This window comes from Bacillus sp. 05T21 (genome assembly GCF_056396785.1).
The window spans coordinates 46,383-64,880 of sequence record NZ_JBFTMD010000016.1 but is presented as its reverse complement, the minus strand read 5'-3'; the positions used below and the strand labels follow the sequence as shown (position 1 = coordinate 64,880).

Annotated in this window: 19 protein-coding genes and 1 pseudogene; 15 read left to right on the top strand and 5 right to left on the bottom strand. The window is 34.9% G+C overall.

The genetic code is table 11. The features are described 5' to 3' along the window. Nucleotides 1-2 precede the first annotated feature (2 nt). Entirely contained in the window at nt 3-617 is a 615-nt protein-coding gene (locus AC1DKZ_RS22815; protein ID WP_242311477.1) for a helix-turn-helix domain-containing protein, read from the top strand. Nucleotides 618-987: 370 nt separating this feature from the next. Here AC1DKZ_RS22815 and AC1DKZ_RS22810 read toward each other — a convergent pair. Further along, nucleotides 988-1,188 (bottom strand): annotated as a pseudogene (locus AC1DKZ_RS22810) (BclA C-terminal domain-containing protein); the annotation flags it as partial. A gap of 139 nt (nt 1,189-1,327) precedes the next feature. Between AC1DKZ_RS22810 and AC1DKZ_RS22805 the strand changes: the two are divergent. Continuing rightward, nucleotides 1,328-2,248 (top strand): DUF4183 domain-containing protein, encoded by a 921-nt coding sequence (locus AC1DKZ_RS22805; protein WP_476997103.1) that lies wholly within the window; start codon nt 1,328-1,330, stop codon nt 2,246-2,248. A gap of 65 nt (nt 2,249-2,313) precedes the next feature. Here AC1DKZ_RS22805 and AC1DKZ_RS22800 read toward each other — a convergent pair whose 3' ends face one another. Then, nucleotides 2,314-2,604, bottom strand: a complete 291-nt coding sequence (locus AC1DKZ_RS22800; protein ID WP_002136293.1) for a DUF4183 domain-containing protein — start codon at nt 2,602-2,604, stop codon at nt 2,314-2,316. A gap of 469 nt (nt 2,605-3,073) precedes the next feature. Between AC1DKZ_RS22800 and AC1DKZ_RS22795 the strand changes: the two genes are divergently transcribed. Beyond that, complete coding sequence (locus tag AC1DKZ_RS22795; protein ID WP_476997102.1) at nt 3,074-4,354, top strand: exosporium glycoprotein BclB-related protein; 1,281 nt, start codon at nt 3,074-3,076, stop codon at nt 4,352-4,354. 618 nt (nt 4,355-4,972) lie between these two features. Here AC1DKZ_RS22795 and AC1DKZ_RS22790 read toward each other — a convergent pair. Next, on the bottom strand, nt 4,973-5,605 hold the full coding sequence (locus AC1DKZ_RS22790) for a cupin domain-containing protein (protein WP_219302258.1): 633 nt from the start codon (nt 5,603-5,605) through the stop codon (nt 4,973-4,975). 291 nt (nt 5,606-5,896) lie between these two features. On the opposite strand from AC1DKZ_RS22790, the gene AC1DKZ_RS22785 reads away from it, so the two are divergent. The 3 genes from AC1DKZ_RS22785 (at nt 5,897) to AC1DKZ_RS22775 (ending at nt 8,426) form a co-directional block, all read left to right on the top strand. Beyond that, complete coding sequence (locus tag AC1DKZ_RS22785; protein WP_219303719.1) at nt 5,897-6,214, top strand: luciferase domain-containing protein; 318 nt, start codon at nt 5,897-5,899, stop codon at nt 6,212-6,214. A gap of 72 nt (nt 6,215-6,286) precedes the next feature. Beyond that, nucleotides 6,287-7,597 (top strand): phytoene desaturase family protein, encoded by a 1,311-nt coding sequence (locus tag AC1DKZ_RS22780; RefSeq protein ID WP_476997101.1) that lies wholly within the window; start codon nt 6,287-6,289, stop codon nt 7,595-7,597. Continuing rightward, on the top strand, nt 7,575-8,426 hold the full coding sequence (locus AC1DKZ_RS22775) for a sigma-70 family RNA polymerase sigma factor (RefSeq protein WP_476997100.1): 852 nt from the start codon (nt 7,575-7,577) through the stop codon (nt 8,424-8,426). Before AC1DKZ_RS22780 ends, AC1DKZ_RS22775 begins: the two co-directional genes overlap by 23 nt. 34 nt (nt 8,427-8,460) lie before the next feature. On the opposite strand, the gene AC1DKZ_RS22770 is transcribed toward AC1DKZ_RS22775, so the two are convergent. After that, entirely contained in the window at nt 8,461-8,619 is a 159-nt protein-coding gene (locus tag AC1DKZ_RS22770) for a hypothetical protein (RefSeq protein WP_002085567.1), read from the bottom strand. A gap of 305 nt (nt 8,620-8,924) precedes the next feature. Between AC1DKZ_RS22770 and AC1DKZ_RS22765 the strand changes: the two genes are divergently transcribed. From AC1DKZ_RS22765 to AC1DKZ_RS22755, 3 genes are all read left to right on the top strand, one after another. Then, complete coding sequence (locus AC1DKZ_RS22765; protein ID WP_002085565.1) at nt 8,925-9,518, top strand: O-methyltransferase; 594 nt, start codon at nt 8,925-8,927, stop codon at nt 9,516-9,518. A 348-nt stretch (nt 9,519-9,866) separates the two neighbouring features. After that, complete coding sequence (locus tag AC1DKZ_RS22760) at nt 9,867-10,979, top strand: toxic anion resistance protein (protein ID WP_002119468.1); 1,113 nt, start codon at nt 9,867-9,869, stop codon at nt 10,977-10,979. Nucleotides 10,980-11,003: 24 nt separating this feature from the next. Continuing rightward, nucleotides 11,004-11,837, top strand: a complete 834-nt coding sequence (locus AC1DKZ_RS22755) for a DUF3974 domain-containing protein (RefSeq protein ID WP_476997099.1) — start codon at nt 11,004-11,006, stop codon at nt 11,835-11,837. Nucleotides 11,838-11,893: 56 nt separating this feature from the next. On the opposite strand, the gene AC1DKZ_RS22750 is transcribed toward AC1DKZ_RS22755, so the two are convergent. After that, nucleotides 11,894-13,453, bottom strand: a complete 1,560-nt coding sequence (locus tag AC1DKZ_RS22750; protein ID WP_476997098.1) for a glycoside hydrolase family 10-like protein — start codon at nt 13,451-13,453, stop codon at nt 11,894-11,896. A 226-nt stretch (nt 13,454-13,679) separates the two neighbouring features. Between AC1DKZ_RS22750 and AC1DKZ_RS22745 the strand changes: the two genes are divergently transcribed. The 6 genes from AC1DKZ_RS22745 to plsY all read left to right on the top strand — a co-directional run bounded on the left by AC1DKZ_RS22745 (nt 13,680) and on the right by plsY (nt 18,399). Further along, entirely contained in the window at nt 13,680-13,985 is a 306-nt protein-coding gene (locus AC1DKZ_RS22745; RefSeq protein ID WP_000865888.1) for a PTS sugar transporter subunit IIB, read from the top strand. Nucleotides 13,986-13,996: 11 nt separating this feature from the next. Further along, complete coding sequence (locus tag AC1DKZ_RS22740) at nt 13,997-15,280, top strand: PTS sugar transporter subunit IIC (protein ID WP_404493212.1); 1,284 nt, start codon at nt 13,997-13,999, stop codon at nt 15,278-15,280. A 77-nt stretch (nt 15,281-15,357) separates the two neighbouring features. Beyond that, nucleotides 15,358-15,624 (top strand): hypothetical protein, encoded by a 267-nt coding sequence (locus AC1DKZ_RS22735; protein ID WP_085311091.1) that lies wholly within the window; start codon nt 15,358-15,360, stop codon nt 15,622-15,624. A 21-nt stretch (nt 15,625-15,645) separates the two neighbouring features. After that, nucleotides 15,646-16,797: an anhydro-N-acetylmuramic acid kinase AnmK gene (anmK, locus tag AC1DKZ_RS22730; protein WP_476997097.1), complete on the top strand. Its 1,152-nt coding sequence runs from the start codon at nt 15,646-15,648 to the stop codon at nt 16,795-16,797. A gap of 18 nt (nt 16,798-16,815) precedes the next feature. Further along, on the top strand, nt 16,816-17,715 hold the full coding sequence (locus AC1DKZ_RS22725) for a BadF/BadG/BcrA/BcrD ATPase family protein (protein WP_476997096.1): 900 nt from the start codon (nt 16,816-16,818) through the stop codon (nt 17,713-17,715). 135 nt (nt 17,716-17,850) lie between these two features. Continuing rightward, on the top strand, nt 17,851-18,399 hold the full coding sequence (gene plsY / locus AC1DKZ_RS22720) for a glycerol-3-phosphate 1-O-acyltransferase PlsY (RefSeq protein WP_219302265.1): 549 nt from the start codon (nt 17,851-17,853) through the stop codon (nt 18,397-18,399). The last annotated feature ends 99 nt before the right edge of the window (nt 18,400-18,498 follow it).

The following is an 18,498-nucleotide window of genomic DNA, read 5'->3' as shown; positions in this document are numbered from 1 at the left end:
GTGTGCTTTTTATTATACATAACGGTCGTTATGTTGTATATAGTATAGGAGTGTTTTTTATGGAAGAAATTCAACTTATTTTGGCGAAAAATATAAAGGCAATACGTGAGAAAGAAAAATTAAGTTTAGAAAAGGTTTCCCAATTAACGGGTGTGAGTAAAACGATGATTGGACAAATTGAAAGAGGAGATTCAAGCCCGACACTAACAACGATATGGAAAATTGCGAATGGTTTAAAAGTGTCTTTTACGTCTTTAATTAATAATCCACAGCCTGATACGAAAGTGGTTTTACGAAACGATGTTCAAGTATTATCAGAAGACAATGGGAGATATAAAGTGTATCCTTCTTTTCCTTTTCAAGATGATAGGAACTTTGAAATCTATACGGTTGAAATTGAAAAGGAAGGAAAATTAAGTTCGGAAGGCCATAAAGAAGGGACCGAAGAATTTATAACGGTGTTTGAGGGAGAATTGACAATTGAAATAAATGATTGTCAATATACATTAAATAGCGGAGATTCAATTCGCTTTAAGGCGGATAGACCGCACTCTTATCATAATTCCGGACGAACGCTAACTCGGTTAAGTATGACCATTTATTATCCAGCTTCATAAACTTGCTATTTTATTTAAAATATAAAGAGATACGTTTTGATAAAACCATCTATAAAAGATGGTTTTATTTATTACAATTTACAAAAAAAGACACTCATTTGAGTGTCAACACAGTATTGCTCTCGCGTATAGGATTGGAGAATATTTCTCAAATACGTATTGAGATGGTTCGTAAAGGAGAAACTGTCTTCTTATTTAATGTAACATCAGCATGGGCGCAGTGTAAATTGATAATATATATACGGAAAATTTAGTAAAGATAGTTACTACTATGAATATAGTGCAATGTGTTTTTGTTGCATAATCACTGTCGTCATAGTTACTAGTTTAGTATCTAAAAATGTTTATTAAAAAAAGAATGAATCATTTTTTAATCGATTCGTATAATTGTTAGAAAGGTACCTGTTGAACCACCTTCAACTAAATTAAAGATGGATAATATGCCGAATAATTGAAGCGAAATTGTATTACCAGCAAATAAATTGGTAATTAAATTATTATTATAATTTGAAGTTGATATTGCGGGAGTAAAAATAAATCTAGGAAGTGGAGTGGAAGAGTTTAAAAGTAGTAGTTATAGCAAAGGTAAATGTTTAATATATGTAAAAATCATTTGAGAATGAAAAAAAGATTAGTTATGGAATTTTTCTAAAATGATAGAGTTATTATTATATAAATTAGTAGACAAAAATGTGGAATGAGGTATTAAATTGAAGCGAGATGATAAATTATCAATAAATAAAGCTATGATAGAACCTGGAAATATTGGACCTACATTTCCAGTTCTTCCCCCAATTTATATTCCAACGGGACCAACAGGTACAACGGGACCAACAGGTGTAACAGGCCCGACCGGTCTAACGGGATCCACAGGTGTAACAGGCCCGACTGGTACAACGGGACCAACAGGTACAACGGGACCAACAGGTGTAACAGGCCCGACCGGTCTAACGGGATCCACAGGTGTAACAGGCCCGACTGGTACAACGGGACCAACAGGTGTAACAGGCCCGACCGGTCTAACGGGACCAACAGGTGTAACAGGCCCGACTGGTACAACGGGACCAACAGGTGTAACAGGCCCGACCGGTCTAACGGGACCAACAGGTGTAACAGGCCCGACTGGTACAACGGGATCCACAGGTGTAACAGGCCCGACTGGCACAACGGGATCCACAGGTGTAACGGGCCTGACTGGCACAACGGGATCCACAGGTCTAACGGGCCTGACTGGCACAACGGGATCCACAGGTGTAACGGGCCCGACCGGCACAACGGGATTCACAGGTGTAACAGGCCCGACCGGTACAACGGGACCAACAGGTACAACGGGACTAACAGGACCAACAGGAGAACCTGGGGTTATTGGTCCCATAACAACAACCAATTTATTATATTATACTTTTTCAGATGGAGAGAAACTTATATATACAGATGCAGATGGGATAGCTCAATATGGGACAACGAATATATTATCACCTAGTGAGGTTTCATATATAAATTTGTTTATTAATGGAATTTTGCAACCACAACCATTTTATGAAGTTAGTACTGGTAAACTAACTTTATTGGATAATCAACCACCTTCGCAAGGGTCATCAATTATATTACAATTTATTATTATTAATTAAAAAAGACAGATTCTTAATGGAAAAAGAAATCTGTCTTTTTTTGTTCTAAATTACATTAGTTAAAATTAAGTGACGATAAATTCAATTGTTATTGGGATTCCACCGTCTAATGCATCTCCGCCAGGAATTGTAATAGCACCAGTAGGACCTGTGGTGACACTGGAGTTCACGCTAGGTTGAATTATGCCGTTTACATAGAGGTTGTAATACGTAAAAGTCGGAAAGGCAGTTGCAGTAGTACCGGCATCGTTTAAACAAGCTGTTGCAGCAATTGCAAAAGCAGCACCTGTTCCTGTTCCAGCTCCTAGTGTAGATGTAAATCTCCTAGAAGCGATAAATGGTTGAATGATTGGCAATTAAATTTCACTCCTTTAATTATTTTTTTGAACGAAGTATAGAAAAACTTGTCCACTATATTGTATGAAAGTTTTTTATAATAGAAACGGCTTCATGATTATAGAAGGAACACAATATTAGTAAAGGTATCATTTTTAATTATTTGAAAGAATGATGTTGTTACTTGTGGAATATATGCTAATGATTTATTTATGTTTTAATTTTTAAATGAAAATGTGCTTTTGGACCTAATAGATAAACGTGGAAAAATAAAATAAACTCTTAAGTTTAGGTGTTTAATCTAAGCAGTCAATTATTAAAAACATATAATTAATATGTGAGTCATGAACATAATTAAATGTCGTTTTAAAGTTTAATTATAATTCATGTTTCCTATTTTAAGTGAATATATAACATAACTCTTTGTACACTTTTATGGTTCTTATAATAGGAAAACACTCAACTATAAGACAAGTCAGGAGGAAATAAATGTCACATAACAATTGTTTTGGTCATAATAACTGCAATCCGATAGTTTTCACTCCAGAATGTTGTAATAATCCACAAACAGTTCCAATTACTAGCACTCAATTAGGACAATTAATCACTTTACTAAATTCTTTAATTTCAGCTATTGCAGCGTTTTTTGCAAATCCAAGTGATGCAAACAGATTAAATTTACTCAATTTGTTTACTCAACTATTAAATTTACTAAATGGATTAGCACCATCTCCAGAGGGTAATTATTTAAAACAACTAATTCAAAGTATTATCAATGTACTACAATCCCCTAATCCAAACTTAAGCGAATTACTTTCTTTATTACAACAATTCTACAGTGCCCTTGCACCATTCTTCTTCTCTTTAATTATTGATCCTGCGAGTTTACAACTTCTATTAAACTTATTAACACAACTAATTGGTGCTACTCCAGGAGGCGGAGCAACAGGCCCAACAGGCCCAACAGGAGCAACAGGAGCGACAGGAGCAGGAGGAGCAGGAGCAACAGGAGCAACAGGAGCAACAGGAGCAACAGGAGCGACAGGCCCGGCAGGAACAGGAGCAACAGGAGCAACAGGAGCAACAGGAGCAACAGGAGCAACAGGAGCAACGGGAGCAACAGGAGCAACAGGAGCAACAGGAGCAACAGGAGCAACAGGAGCAACAGGAGCAACAGGAGCAACAGGAGCAACAGGAGCAACAGGAGCAACAGGAGCAACAGGAGCAACGGGAGCAACAGGAGCAACAGGAGTAACAGGTTCAACCGGAGCAACAGGAGGCGGAGCTATTATTCCGTATGCTTCAGGTACAACGCCAGCTGCGTTAGTTAACGCATTAGTAGCTAATACAGGAACTCTCCTTGGATTTGGTTTTAGTCAGCCTGGCGTAGCATTAACAGGTGGAACTGATATCACACTAGCGTTAGGGGTAGGTGATTATGCATTTGTAGCGCCACGTGCAGGAACTATTACGTCATTAGCAGGTTTCTTTAGTGCAACAGCTGCATTAGCGGTATTAACACCGGTACAAATTCAGATGCAAATATTAATTGCACCTGCAGGAAGTAATACGTTTACAGTTCAGGGAGCGCCTCTATTATTAACACCAACATTTACTACAATAGCAATTTTGGACACAGCATCAGGGATCGTAGCTGAAAGTATTCCAGTAGTTGCTGGGGATCAAATACTATTATATGTTTCATTAACAGCAGCTAGTCCAATAGCTGCAGTTGCTGGATTTGTAAGTGCAGGTATTAATATCGTCTAACTTGTTACAATGTTTGTTTGAAATTTAAACAGGCATTTGTATATAGCCCCACCTAATTTTATTAGGTGGGGCTATATTTTTTTGAAAGATAGGTAATAAACCAATTGGGAAATTACTCTTTATTAAGTTGGTATATAAGAAAAATCAAAATTTATGATTTACACTTTATTGTTTATGGAATAAGTTATATGGTTTGAAAAATTACATATAAACAAAAAAGATGAATTCTATTAAAAACAGAATTCATCCATTAAATAAACTATATACTAGTGGGTTAAATTGTTAATCATAAGCGGTGAAATGTCATTGCTCAAATTAGTAATAAACTATTTATTTTTATTACAGTTACATCCTTTTTTCTTTACATAGCCTTGCTCGGCTAAATCTCTTTGTGACTGGGAATCGGAAGATTGAGAGTTCGAAGATTGAGAGGATGCTGAAGAGCTACTATTTTTATTATTAGAGTAGTTTTTTCGATAGTTATAATTACTCATAGTACTATCACCTCCAATTAAATATATAAATATTATATGTATGAACTCTATTAATTGTTACGATAAAAAATCTCCTTGGTATTTTCCGAGGAGATAAATGATGGTTCTATTAAAATGATACTAATTAATACCCCCAGTATAGAGGGAAGTAATAAGAATCTTGGTAATATAGATTTTGTTGTTGAGTAGGGGGCTGAGTTGACTGATTTATCATGTCACGGTTTTGATTACAGTTCGCCGGGGGACCAATTACCGTAGTTGATTGAATTGGGGATACTGCTTGTTTCCATTGTTGTTCATTGAGGCAATAAGTATGAGCCATCATATTAGCGGGAGTTAATCTTAAAATATCAGAACCAAAAATAACTTCTGGGGTTGGGGCATTGAATATAGCTAATAAATGAGTATTATCTGCTGAAGCAATTTCATAATGCCACCACGCTTGTGGAATGTTGGCAACTTGCCCTGGTTTTATCGGTAAGTTTAATATTTGATTCGTAAATGGGTTAAGTAAAGAAACAACTGCAGATCCTGAAATACAGTAAACAAGTTCAGCTGCATTTTGATGAATATGTGGTTCTACAACGTTGCCTGTACTTAAATAAATATCTAATAAAGAAGTATTTTCTAAAGTATTTAATTGTTTAATGCCAAGTACATTTATATAATTTTGGGCATCTTTCTTAAAAAAATTACTTTTACTTAAATCATGAGTGAAATTAGTTGAGGGGGAAGCGTAGTCGATATTAGAAGTCAATTGTATTACCCGCCTTTCTATAGGTAAGTATGGATACAACTTTAGGATATGTGCCTAGTGTTAGTTATGTGCATTTGTCTGTATCATAATAAATTCACCTGTTTTATAAATAATATAGGTTGTGCTTTTTATTTCTCATAATGTAAATACGGATAAAAATTAGAGCGAACTAATGAAAGTCGGAATTATTGATGTTAGGTTAGGAGTAAAAATATTAAAATTTATTTCGTATATTTTAATGGTTACGTTATATGAAAAGACTAATGCCTTATAGAAAGGAATTGGCCTTTTATTAGTGAAGTAATTAGAAAAGAAGTGCTTAGCTGGGGAGGTGTTTCTGAAAAGCCACACCGATTTGGTGGAGTAGAATTAAACTATGGCAAGAAAGAATTAGGGCATCTTCACGGGGATAAGTTAGCTGATTTACCATTTCCGAAACTAAAGCGAGATGAATTAATTAATCAAGGATCAGTTCAACCACACCATGTATTACCCGAATCAGGATGGATAAGTTATTATATAAAGAGTGAAGAGGATATTCCATTCGCAGTTGAGTTATTTCGTATGCAATATGACCGAATACAAAAAAGAAATAAAGTAGATAAATAAAAATTTATTTTTATGTCACATCCCTCCTAAATCGTTCGTCTTGTATGTAGAACGATAAGGAGGGATTTTATTATGAATACATTTGATGTAGCAATTGTTGGCGGTGGGCTTGCTGGGTTAACAGCATCTATATATTTAGCGAAATCTGGAAGGAAAGTTATTGTATTAGAAAAATCCAGTCGCTTTGGTGGTCGGGGGATGACTATAAATAAAAATGGCATTTGCATGAATCTTGGTGCACATGCTTTATACAGAGGAGGAGCAGCATTTTTAACTTTTAATGAGTTAGGTTTGAATCTTCCAGGTGGAATGCCATCTACAAAAGCACATGGAATATGGAAAGGGGATGTATTTACCATTCCAACAGATTTTCGCTCCATTTTATCAACACCGTTACTTTCATGGGCTGCAAAAGTACAATTCTCTCGTCTTATGATTCATTTAGGGAAATTAGATGTAGGAGAAGTTCAAAAAATGAGTTTATCTACATGGGCAGAAAATGAAATAAAAGATCCGATGGTTCGAAATATATTTTATGCACTATGCCGAACAACAACATATACGTTTGCTCCTACAATACAATTAGCATCATCTGTACTAAAGCAAATACAGCTGTCTATGAAAGAAGGAGTATTTTATGTAGATGGTGGTTGGGAGACGATAATAACAAAATTAAGAGATATAGCGAATAATGTTGGGGTGCAATTTCAGGCTAGTAAGCATGTATTGGAAGTAGAACATTGTGAAGGTGTACAAAAAATTCGATGTTTGGATGATGAAGTATTTGAAGTTGATGCRGTTGTCGTGACGATGCCACCTAAAGAAGCTTGTAAAATAATAAAAGGTGCAGAAGGAACAAGTTTGTATAGATGGAGTGAACAATCGGTACGGGTTACCGTCGCTGCATTAGATATTGGTTTAAGACGCTTAACCAATCCTACACATCAATTTGCATTAGGGTTAGATCAACCTATATTTTTCACGAATCAATCAAGAGCAGCAAAATTAAGTGAAGATGGAGCAATTGTAGTGAGTTTAATTAAGTACCATAATCCTATGCTAGAGATAAATCATTTTCATGATGATCAAGAACAGTTAGAAAATACGATGGAGTTGCTACATCCTAATTGGAAAAGAGAAGTTGTTGCAAAGCAATATTTACCGAAAATAACGGTAGTACATGATTTTCCTCATATTGACCGTGTTGAAAAACCGGGCCCTAATATACCTGAAATGCCAGGTGTTTACGTTGCAGGAGATTGGGCTGGGCATGATGAAATATTAGCTGATGCTGCGGTAGCAAGCGGGAAACGTGCAGCGTTACACATTTTAAAGCAATTAGAAAGTGAGGCAGTTCATCATGGAAACGGAGCAATTATATGAAGCGTATCAACCATTATTATTTTCATTAGCATATAGAATCCTTGGGAGTGTTATGGACGCTGAAGATATCGTTCATGACGTATTTATCGCGGTAAATAATATAGAGGATGTTCAATCTATAGAAAATATGAAAGCATATTTGTGTAAAATGGCGACAAATCGTTCAATTGATACATTACGTTCGGCAGCGCACAAACGTAATGTATATGTAGGGATGTGGTTACCAGAGCCATTTGTGGAAGAGTCTGATGAGCCAGCAGAGTCATTTGTAATGAAAGAATCAATTTCTACGGCATATTTATTACTTTTACAACAATTGTCTGAGGTAGAAAGGGTTGTTTTCATATTAAGAGAGGTTTTCAGTTATGACTACGAGGAAATAGCTTCAATTGTTGATAAGAGTAGTGTGAATTGCCGGAAGATCTTTCAACGCGCACGAAAAAGTATTTTAGATAAGCCGAAGCAATCAACATTAAGTACGAAGAAAATGGCTGCCTATGTGGAAAAGTTTGTATCATCATTACAGTGTGGGGATACGCAAGGCATGTTAGAAGTATTAAAAACAGATGGTGGTGGTAAAGTTACAACTGCAATTAATCCGATTTATTCTGCAGATAAAATAATACGTTTGTTCTTTGGAATTGCAAAACGATTGCCAGAAAAGTATAGTGTTGATTTCAAAATAGTAAATGGTGCACCAGGCGTTATAGTTACAATAAATAATAAAGTGACGTATGTACTTTCATTCATATTTGAGGATGAGAAAATTTCAAACATTTATATGATGGTTAATCCTGAAAAACTTATGCACTTAAATGTAATAGTATAAAAAAGACGCATTTCTTTAGAAGTGCGTCTTTTTTTTATTTTTCTAACATTTCAAGAGGTACATCTTTTTCGCCGGCTACCTCGAATTTAATTTCCCCGTCTTCTTCATAAATGCGTTTAATAATCGGTATAGTTATCATTAGTTTTTTATGCTGTTTACGTCTTCTAGCAGCATCTAAGTTAATCACGTTCATGTGTAAGCATCCTTTCTTACAGAAATATATAAACAAAAGAAAATGCGTCCGAAAAGGGCGCTTAGTTGAATTAGAAATACCGATTCATTTAAATGGGGTTTAGATTATCTTATAATTGAAAACTGATTGTAAAATAATGTGAATTAAATAATTGCACGTAGAAATTAACTTTACCAAAAAACGAAACAATATGCTATAAAAAATTTTAATTCTTTGTCGTATAACAGGAAAAAGGTGTGCATTTCGCATATAATGAAAAGTAGACGGGCATCATGTACTTTTTCATCATATTGCTTGGAAAGGTGATGGAGAAAATGAATACTCTAGATTCATTATTATTGCAACTTGAACAATATGGAGAAGAGCATGATCGACATAAAGAAAAAAGAGAAGAAAAATTAAGAAATATTTCTCGTGAAATGGGGCAGTTTTTATCAGTATTAGTAAAGGGGTGCAATGCAAAAAAAATTTTAGAAATTGGAACTTCAAATGGCTATTCTACATTGTGGCTAGCAAATGCGGTAGAAGAAACAAATGGAAATGTTATAACTGTAGAACTTTCTTCAGAACGGGTTGGAGAGGCACTTGGAAATTTTGAAAGGGCAAATCTTACACAGAGAATCGATATTCATAATCAAGAGGCTGGGGCATTTTTAGATTCGCAAGTAGATCGTTCATTTGATTTTATTTTCCTAGATTCAGAGCGCACGCAATACATGTGGTGGTGGGAACATATAAAACGTATTTTAGAGCCAAAAGGTTTTCTTGTAATTGATAATGCAACTTCTCATGCGGGGGAATTAGCTGGATTTATAAAGATGATTGAAGAAGACGTTACGTTTGAAACCGTATTATTAGCTTTTCAAAAGGGAGCATTTGTTGCGCGGAAGAATAATTAGAAGTGGACCTAATATAATTATCACATTGAAAGATAGTATATGTCAAAAGATAGAGCATTGTATGAATTTAAGAAGGTAACTAAATGGAATTTAAAATTAATAGTCAGTGGTGATAAGTAAGGTAAGCTGTGAAGAATCCGTCTTCAGCATGTTGTTCTCTAGGTCTTAAGTCTGAGGAAAATAATGACGAGAACAGGTATACTTATACTATGAAACAGGGAATGACTGCATAAGCAGGTATTTCTTGAAAAATCGATTTCAAGCAAGCAAAAATGTATATGAAATACGATATATTAGATGAAATATAGTGCACATAAATTCGCACATATAAATAAAGGAGCGATTTTGTTGACTGAACTCGAGAAAAAAGAACCTGTATCGATTGTGAAAGATAATAATGTAGAAGTAGTAGTGGATACAGTAATAAAAGATGCAGAACTTGAAGAACTGAATAAAGAAGCAGATCTTTATGTACAAAAGTTAAATAGCGAGCAAAATACAGATTTATCAAAAGTATTGTCGCAGCTTGGAGACTTAGGGGATAAAGAGCAGCAAGCGGCAGGACAAACGCTATCAGCTTTAAAACGTCCAGTGACAGCGATGATGAATGGAAAGAATGAAGAAATTCCAAATACATTGTTAGAATTACGAAAAGTGGTATCAGAACTTGATCCAAACTCATTAAAAGCAACTGGTATGAAGAAACTTATGTTTAAAGTGTTTAAGAAAAATCCGCTTGAAAATTACGTGCATAAATATCAATCTATAGATAAGCAAATCGAGGAGATTATAAGATCACTTCTCATTGGCCGTGATAACTTGCAAGAGGATACGGTTGGTCTTGAAATGTTAAAAGAGCAATCACACGATAAAATTCACGCTCTTGATAAACAAGTATACTTAGGAAGAAAACTTGCTGGTATGCTTGAAGCTGAGAAACAAAATCCAGAACGTCAAAGGGATATTCCGTTAATAAATGATGCATTAGAAAAGATACTTGTGCGTACTCGTAATATGCAACAAGCAAAAAGTGTATTATTACAATCTATCGCATCTGTAGACATCATTAAGAAAAATAATGAAAAGCTATCAGAGGCAATTCGTAATGCAATTACGATGACGCAAAATGTTGTAACGGTTTCCGCTGCAATACAGCTTGCATTAACAAATCAACGTAAAACAATTGATGCTGTTAATGCAACAAATGAAGCGATTGAATCAATGGTATTAAGCAATTCACAAGCATTAAAACAAAATACAGAAGAAACAACAAAACTCCTTGAAAATCCTGCAATTAGCATGGATAAATTACGTGAATCATTCCAAAATGTATTTGCCGCTATTGAAGCATCTGAGAAATCGTCAGAACGTATTATTGAGTCTAGTAAGAAATTTGTAATTGAACTAGATACATTTAATGATGAGATGAAGCAGAAACTCATTCAGCGTCCAAGGAAATAACAGACTTTTAGAGGAGGTGAAAAAATGAGTTTCATTCAAGGAGTATTATTACTATTAGGATCATTACTTTTAATCGCATTTACTGTCGTTGTTTTAGTTGTATACTTCGGACGTAAACTTTATTTTTCATGGACGAAACCATATAAGAGAGCACACGATTCCATTGAGAAATTATCAAACAAATCGACACCGTTTTTACAAGAGTTTACGCAACATCCACTCTTTTATCGCTGGATTCGTACGGAAGGAAAGAAAGAACAACATACATTGAATACTCTTTTCTGTACATCAGGTCAACGTACGAGAGAACAAGTATTTTCAATGTTACCGAAAGAAAAACAGAAAAAAGTGCATGTAATGGCAAAAACAACGAAAAAGCTTACAAATGAAGATATCGATGTGGCCGCGATGAAAGTGAAAGATTTCTTAAGACAAGAAACGCAGCAAACTGTAAAGCCGACAGACTTATCGTTTTATAAACTGTATTTCTATGATCGATATCCAGATGCATTAAATACAATTCAAGCATATAAACGCTCGATTAATCCTTCACTACAAAGAACGGTTGATGACATTACAATTTCAGTATTAAATGCATTGCCGTACTATCAAGAGCAGCGTATGTTTGAACAACAACATAAACTTGAAACGTTTTTAATGAAAGATTTAACTGCGATGTTATCTTTAGTGGTGCAATTACCTCCATCACAACGACCAGAAAAAGAAGAAGAGTTAAAAGTCTACTTGCAAAATTTCCAAAAAGAACTGGAAGTAGTAGAGCGTGATATTCGCGACTCCATTGATCATGATTTGAATGTGAAGATGAGAGCAGCGACTGAGAAGTTTAAGAATAAATAAAAAAGGCGCCTTAAAAGCTAAGTATTTCTCAGCTTTAAGGCGCCTTTTTTGAGATTTTATTTTGCCTTAACGGTAGTAAAACTAGAAGGAATGCTTTCATTATGCAATCGATCAACTGCAGTTACCACATACGTATACGTTTCTCCAGAAATAGCCGTTTTATCTACGTAAATTTCTCCAAGTTTTGTTTTTCTTACAGTAGTAAGTAAATGTTTTGGATTTTCTATATCCACTTCATTTTTTCCATTTACACGGTAAATTGCGTAATAAGCAGAGTCATTCTCTCTATCATCAATGATACCTATAGCAATACCTTCTTCTCTTGGAATAGCACCTTTTAAAGTAGGTTGTTTTGGTGGGTCTTGATCAAGCCAAGGCATAGGTGGGATTAATGCAAGATGCTTATATATGTCTTTTGAGAGTCTGTTTTTAACTCCTAGTGGATTGTTATTAATATCTTTTAAGCTAAAATGCATACTTCCTTTTATTTCAGGATATTGACGATTTAATGCGATTTGTTTTGGATATTCTTCAGGATCAGACCAAGCAGGGACAGAGTTGTTATTAATTTTATAGGCCGCCTGACCGATGTATAGGTGAATGGGTTTATTATTGGTTTCTTTTACCCACCAATCTACTAATATATCATATGCAGCAGGTGTAAAACCTATATTCCAATATATTTGCGGTGTAATGTAGTCAATATATCCTTTTTGTATCCACTCACGTGTGTCAGCGTAAAGGTCATCGTAGTTTCTTTGACCTGCAGTTGTGTTAGAGCCAGTTGGATCATCAGCTATATTTCGCCATACGCCAAATGGACTAATGCCAAATTTTACGTATGATTTTTCTTGTTTTATAGCAGTATTTAAACCTTTTACGAGTTCATTTACATTATTGCGACGCCAATCTTCGATAGTTGGAAAATTCCCATTATTATATGATTCAAATGTTTTTTGATCAGGAAATTCTTCGCCAACTACTTTATAAGGATAAAAATAATCGTCCATATGAATTGCATCAACATCATAATTTTTTACGATTTCTAAAGCGCTTTCCGTTATAAAGTTTTTCACATCTGGAATACCAGGGTTGTAATATAGCTTCCCGCCGTAAGGTACAACCCAATCGGGATGCTGTTTTGCAGGGTGATTATCCGATAATCGATTTATATCAGTGTGATTCATCGTTATTCGGTATGGATTAATCCATGCGTGGAATTCGATATTTCTTTTATGTGCTTCTTCAATCATAAATGCGAGTGGGTCGTATCCAGGGTCTTTTCCTTGTGTACCCGTAATGTATTCAGACCAAGGACCGTAATTTGAAGGATAGAAAGCATCAGCAGTCGGTTTAATTTGTACAACGACTGCATTCATACCAGTGTTTTTTACATCGTCTAATAGTCTTATAAATTCTTGTTTCTGCTTTTCAATAGGTAAGCCAGTTTTTGAAGGCCAATCAATATTGAGAACAGATGCTAGCCATACAGCCCGTAATTCATGTTTTTTGTAAGTAGTATTTACTTCAGCATAAGTAGAGTGAGGGGAAATGAAAGAGAAAGGAATAAAAAAGATGACGGTACAACATATCATTAATAAACGTTTAACAATCATTTATACGCCTCCCTATCATATGATTATCTAATATATTATTTGAGGCGGGGTTGGCCTTGCAATAGAGAAAATTGCATATTGAAACATTAATTTAATAGGAAAAATATTTTTAGTGAAATTTACTTTCAGTATAACTAAATCGTTTCATTTCTTCATATGCTTGTTAGTAAAGTGAAACTTTCTTTCATTTGAAGGAAACAATTTATAAGTATAGGAGGATTCAATAATGAAAGTTTTATTCGTTTGTTCTGGAGGAATGTCCAGCGCAATTGTTGTAAACGCTTTAAAAAAAGAAGCAGAGAAAAAAGGTATGAACATGGAAGTGCATGCTATTGGAACAAGTGAGGTGGAGGAAGAAGTAAAGAATGGTTGGGATGTTGTAATGGTTGCACCTCAAGTTAGACATCGATTTGACGCTGTAAAAAAACTTACAGAACAAGAATCTATTCCGTGCGGTATTATTCCGCCGCAAGCATACACGCCGCTTGGTGGTCCGACTTTGTTAAAAACTGTAAATGAATTAATTAGTTAGGGGGAAGCGTTATGAATAAGTTTGTCACGTTTCTTGATAAAAACTTATCTGGACCGATGGCAAGGCTTTCTGAACAGAGGCATTTACAAGCAATCCGTGATGGAGTTATTTCGGCGTTACCATTTATTATCGTAGGGAGTTTCTTTTTAATAGTAGCATTTCCACCATTACCGAAAGATAGTTTCATATCAGTTTGGGCATTGAAAAATCAAACAAGTATATTAATACCATATCGTTTAACGATGTTTATTATGTCTTTATATATAGCATTTGGAATAGGATACAATTTAGCGAAAAGTTATAAGTTAGATGCTTTATCAGGGGCGCAGTTAGCAGTATGCGCACTACTTTTAACATTGACGCCTGAATTAATCGATAAAAAAGGATTTATGCTTCCGATGACAAATCTCGGGGGGCATGGATTATTCGTAACGATGATCGTATCTATTTTATCAGTAGAGATTTTAAGATTTTGTAAGAAGAAAAATGTAATGATTAGAATGCCAGAACAAGTACCGCCGTCTGTTTCACGTTCGTTTGAAGCACTTATACCTGCTGCATTCGTTATTATTTTAATGAGTTTAGTAACTGTCGTTTTTAGTATTGATTTACATCATGTAGTTGATAAATTAGCGGCACCGTTAGTAAAAGCTGGTGATAGTTACTTCGGTGTAATCATTCCAGTATTTTTAATTACATTTTTTTGGTCATTCGGAATCCATGGTGTGTCGGTTGTTGGAACTGTTGCCAGGCCATTATGGGAAGTATATTTAGGGAAAAATGGTGAAGCAGTTGCTAGTGGAGCAAACCAGTTGCCATTCATTTCACCAGAACCATTATACCAATGGTTTATATGGATTGGTGGTTCTGGTGCGACGTTAGGACTTGTATTAGCTATGATTGTATTTGGTCGATCAAAATATTCGAAAGCATTATCAAGAACTTGTATTGTGCCTGGTATCTTTAATATTAATGAACCTGTTATTTTTGGATTGCCGATTGTACTAAATCCAATTTTAATTATCCCGTTTATCATTACACCACTCGTAACAGCAACTGTTGCATATTCAGCAACTGCGATGGGATTTGTAACGCCAACACATATTATGCCGCCGTGGACATTACCAGCTCCAATTGGCGCGTATTTAGCCACAGGTGGAGATTGGCGTGCAGTAGTATTAGTTTTTATAAATATAGCAATATCATTCCTTATTTACCTACCATTCTTTAAAATGTATGACAAAAATATGCTTGAAATTGAAAAGAATGGTGACGGGGAATCTGTTAGCCCTTAAGTTTTATACTGTTATTTTGAGTGATAGACTTTTTGTCTATCACTTCTTTCATATTAAATCGAGAGAGGTGAAATGGAATGAATATAAAATTTAGTTATAAAGGTGTATTTATATTATTGTTTGGAGTAATATGTGCAAATTTACTCTTAGTACCTTTATTAAGAATGCTAAATCTACCACAAATGCATAGTATATGGATCGTTACAAGCATTGCGGCAAGTGTTTTGCTTACGATCGTTGTTTCTTTCATTGATGGCACATTTGTATCGAAAGTCCAGTTGTTTATTAGATTTATATTGTTTTCTGTAGGTTGTACGTTGTTTACTTACATAATTGTTTTTTAGTGAATAGGGGGCATGCATTTTATGTATATTGCAGGAATAATGTCCGGTACATCGTTAGATGGAATAGATGTAGCGCTCGTTCATATACAAGGGAACGGTGTAGATTCTAAGGTCGAACTCATCCATTTTACTACTGTTCCATTTTGCAATGATATAAAAAATGAGATACAACATGCATTATCAATAGAGAATTCAAATGTGCAACTAATATGTAGTTTAAATTTCAAACTTGGTTTATGTTTCGCCAATGCTGTAAAGGAAGTTTGTAAACAGGCTGATTTGTCGCTAAAACAATTAGATTTAATAGGTTCTCACGGACAAACGATTTATCATCAACCAGCACCAGAAGGTAATATTATTTCTTCAACATTTCAAATTGGGGAACCAGCAGTTATAGCGTATGAAACGAACACTTCGGTTATCTCTAATTTTCGAACGATGGATATGGCAGCAGGGGGACAAGGTGCACCACTTGTGCCATATTCAGAGGTCATTTTGTATCGTCATCAAACTAAAAATAGATTACTACAAAATATTGGCGGGATCGGTAATGTTACAGTAATACCAAGTCATCTAAGTGATAAGAGCGTTATTGCTTTTGATACTGGCCCAGGAAATATGGTAATCGATGATGTATGTCAAAGATTATTTCAGTTGCCATATGATCAAAATGGTAGGATTGCAAAACAAGGAGTAGTTGTAGATGAAATTTTGACATATTGTATGAACCATCCATTTTTGAAAATGAATCCACCGAAATCAACTGGTAGAGAACAGTTTGGAGAAGAGTTTGTAAGTGAATTATTGAAGCGGTTTGAAAAGCATGGTAAAGAAAATCTTTTGACGACTGTCACGATGTTTACAGCAAGTTCAATTGTTCATCATTATAAGGAGTTTATTCTGCCGTATTATGAAATCGATGAAGTAATTTTAGGTGGTGGGGGCAGTTATAATCGTACACTTGTTGAAATGATACGAAATGGATTGAAGGAAGAAAAGTGCGCGATATTCATTCAAGAAGATATAGGCTATTCTTCAGAGGCGAAAGAAGCAATCGCCTTTGCGATTTTAGCAAACGAAACGCATCATCGTAATCCGAGTAATGTGCCAAGCGCAACAGGTGCAAAGCAATCTGTAGTTTTAGGGAATATAACATTCCCTCCAATAAGATGATGAAAATGAGGCGAACATATGAAGTATATGATTGGAGTAGATGGTGGGGGCACGAAGACAGAAGCAATTGCATTTGATCAAGACGGAAACGAAGTTGTAAGAGGTACGAGTGGGTTTGGAAATATATTAATAGATTATGAAAAAGCAGTTTCGCATATTATGGAGGCGATCGATCAATGCAAGAAAGCTTTAATAGATGGGCACTGCGTTTGTATTTGTTTAGGGTTAGCGGGTATAAGTGGAGCGAATACAAATGAATTAACATTACGATTAATAAAGAAATATGAAACGAAAATTGAAGTTTTTAATGACGCAATGATTGCACATGCAGCTGCTTTAAAAGGTAAGAATGGAATATTAACTATAGGTGGTACAGGTGCAATTTGTATAGGAAAGAAAGACGAAGTGTACGAGTATAGCGGTGGATGGGGACATATTTTAGGGGATGAGGGAAGCGGTTATTGGATTGCGTTACAAGGTTTAAAGAGAATGGCAAATCAATTTGATCAAGGAGTTAGACTTTGTCCATTAAGCTTAAGGGTTCAAGACGAGTTTCGACTTTTAACATCATCTCATATAAAAAGACTAGTATATAGTTCTTCAAAAGATAAAGTTGCAGCAATTGCACCATTAATTATAGAGGAAGCGAGGAATGGGAATGATGATGCACATAAAATTATTCTGCAAGCGGCTAAGGAATTAACGATAATTACGGTGAATATTTACAACAAGATGCAGTTTGATTTATCACCTTTAATTGCAGTTAGTGGTAGTATATTGTGTTCAGTACCTGAAATATATGCTGAATTTAAGAAATGCTGTGAGAAAAGTATGGGAGAAGTTACATTCGTATCACCATCAGAAATGGCAGTGAAAGGAACATATCATTTAATGAAGGGTGTATATTTTATAAAATAGAAGTATGAGAATTTTTGTATGATTTGTAAAAATATGATGTTAAAATATACAAAGGGATGTAAAGCAAGAAAAAGTACAATATACATAGTTATTGAATATTGTATAAGTACTCCCATGTAGAAAGTGAATGATTACATGATTAATAGTATGCAATTGTTTTATGTAGTGGCTTCTTATTTGTTTGGAAACATATTGACCGCTTATATAGTAACAAAATGGAGACATAACGTTGATATTCGTGATGAAGGAAGCGGAAATCCCGGTGCAAGAAATATGGGGAGAGTATATGGAAAAGGGTATTTTGTCGCTACATTTATAGGTGATGCGATTAAAGGTGCAATTGTAGTTTATATAGCAAAATACCTTTTTGAAGATGCTACATTCGTAATGCTGGCATTATTGGCTGTTATACTTGGACATATTTACCCAATTTTATTTAAAGGCAAGGGCGGAAAAGGCATTTCAACATTTATTGGAGGGTTAATTGCATTTGATCATTTGATAGCGCTTACTCTTATTGCTGTTTTCATTATATTTTATTTAATCTTTAAAGGATTTACTAAGCCCGGACTAATTACAATCGCTTGTTTACCAGTTTGCATGATTTTGTATTCTTACTCTATTGTTACGACTATTTTAAGTGCACTTATCATTGTACTTATTTTATATGTAAATCGAGAATGAAATGAAATTTTAATAAGTGGAGTTAATCTCCACTTATAATTTTTATTAAATACATAAAGGAGATACAACATGGGGTTAATTTATAAAGTTGCTGATTAA

Coding starts and splice junctions, on each gene's coding strand:
- AC1DKZ_RS22745 (WP_000865888.1), top strand. CDS start 13,680: ATGAAAGTTTTATTCGTTTGTTCTGGAGGAATGTCCAGCGCAATTGTT.
- AC1DKZ_RS22775 (WP_476997100.1), top strand. CDS start 7,575: ATGGAAACGGAGCAATTATATGAAGCGTATCAACCATTATTATTTTCA.
- AC1DKZ_RS22725 (WP_476997096.1), top strand. CDS start 16,816: ATGAAGTATATGATTGGAGTAGATGGTGGGGGCACGAAGACAGAAGCA.
- AC1DKZ_RS22770 (WP_002085567.1), bottom strand. CDS start 8,619: ATGAACGTGATTAACTTAGATGCTGCTAGAAGACGTAAACAGCATAAA.
- AC1DKZ_RS22765 (WP_002085565.1), top strand. CDS start 8,925: ATGGAGAAAATGAATACTCTAGATTCATTATTATTGCAACTTGAACAA.
- anmK (WP_476997097.1), top strand. CDS start 15,646: ATGTATATTGCAGGAATAATGTCCGGTACATCGTTAGATGGAATAGAT.
- AC1DKZ_RS22755 (WP_476997099.1), top strand. CDS start 11,004: ATGAGTTTCATTCAAGGAGTATTATTACTATTAGGATCATTACTTTTA.
- AC1DKZ_RS22750 (WP_476997098.1), bottom strand. CDS start 13,453: ATGATTGTTAAACGTTTATTAATGATATGTTGTACCGTCATCTTTTTT.
- AC1DKZ_RS22735 (WP_085311091.1), top strand. CDS start 15,358: ATGAATATAAAATTTAGTTATAAAGGTGTATTTATATTATTGTTTGGA.
- plsY (WP_219302265.1), top strand. CDS start 17,851: ATGATTAATAGTATGCAATTGTTTTATGTAGTGGCTTCTTATTTGTTT.
- AC1DKZ_RS22795 (WP_476997102.1), top strand. CDS start 3,074: ATGTCACATAACAATTGTTTTGGTCATAATAACTGCAATCCGATAGTT.
- AC1DKZ_RS22740 (WP_404493212.1), top strand. CDS start 13,997: ATGAATAAGTTTGTCACGTTTCTTGATAAAAACTTATCTGGACCGATG.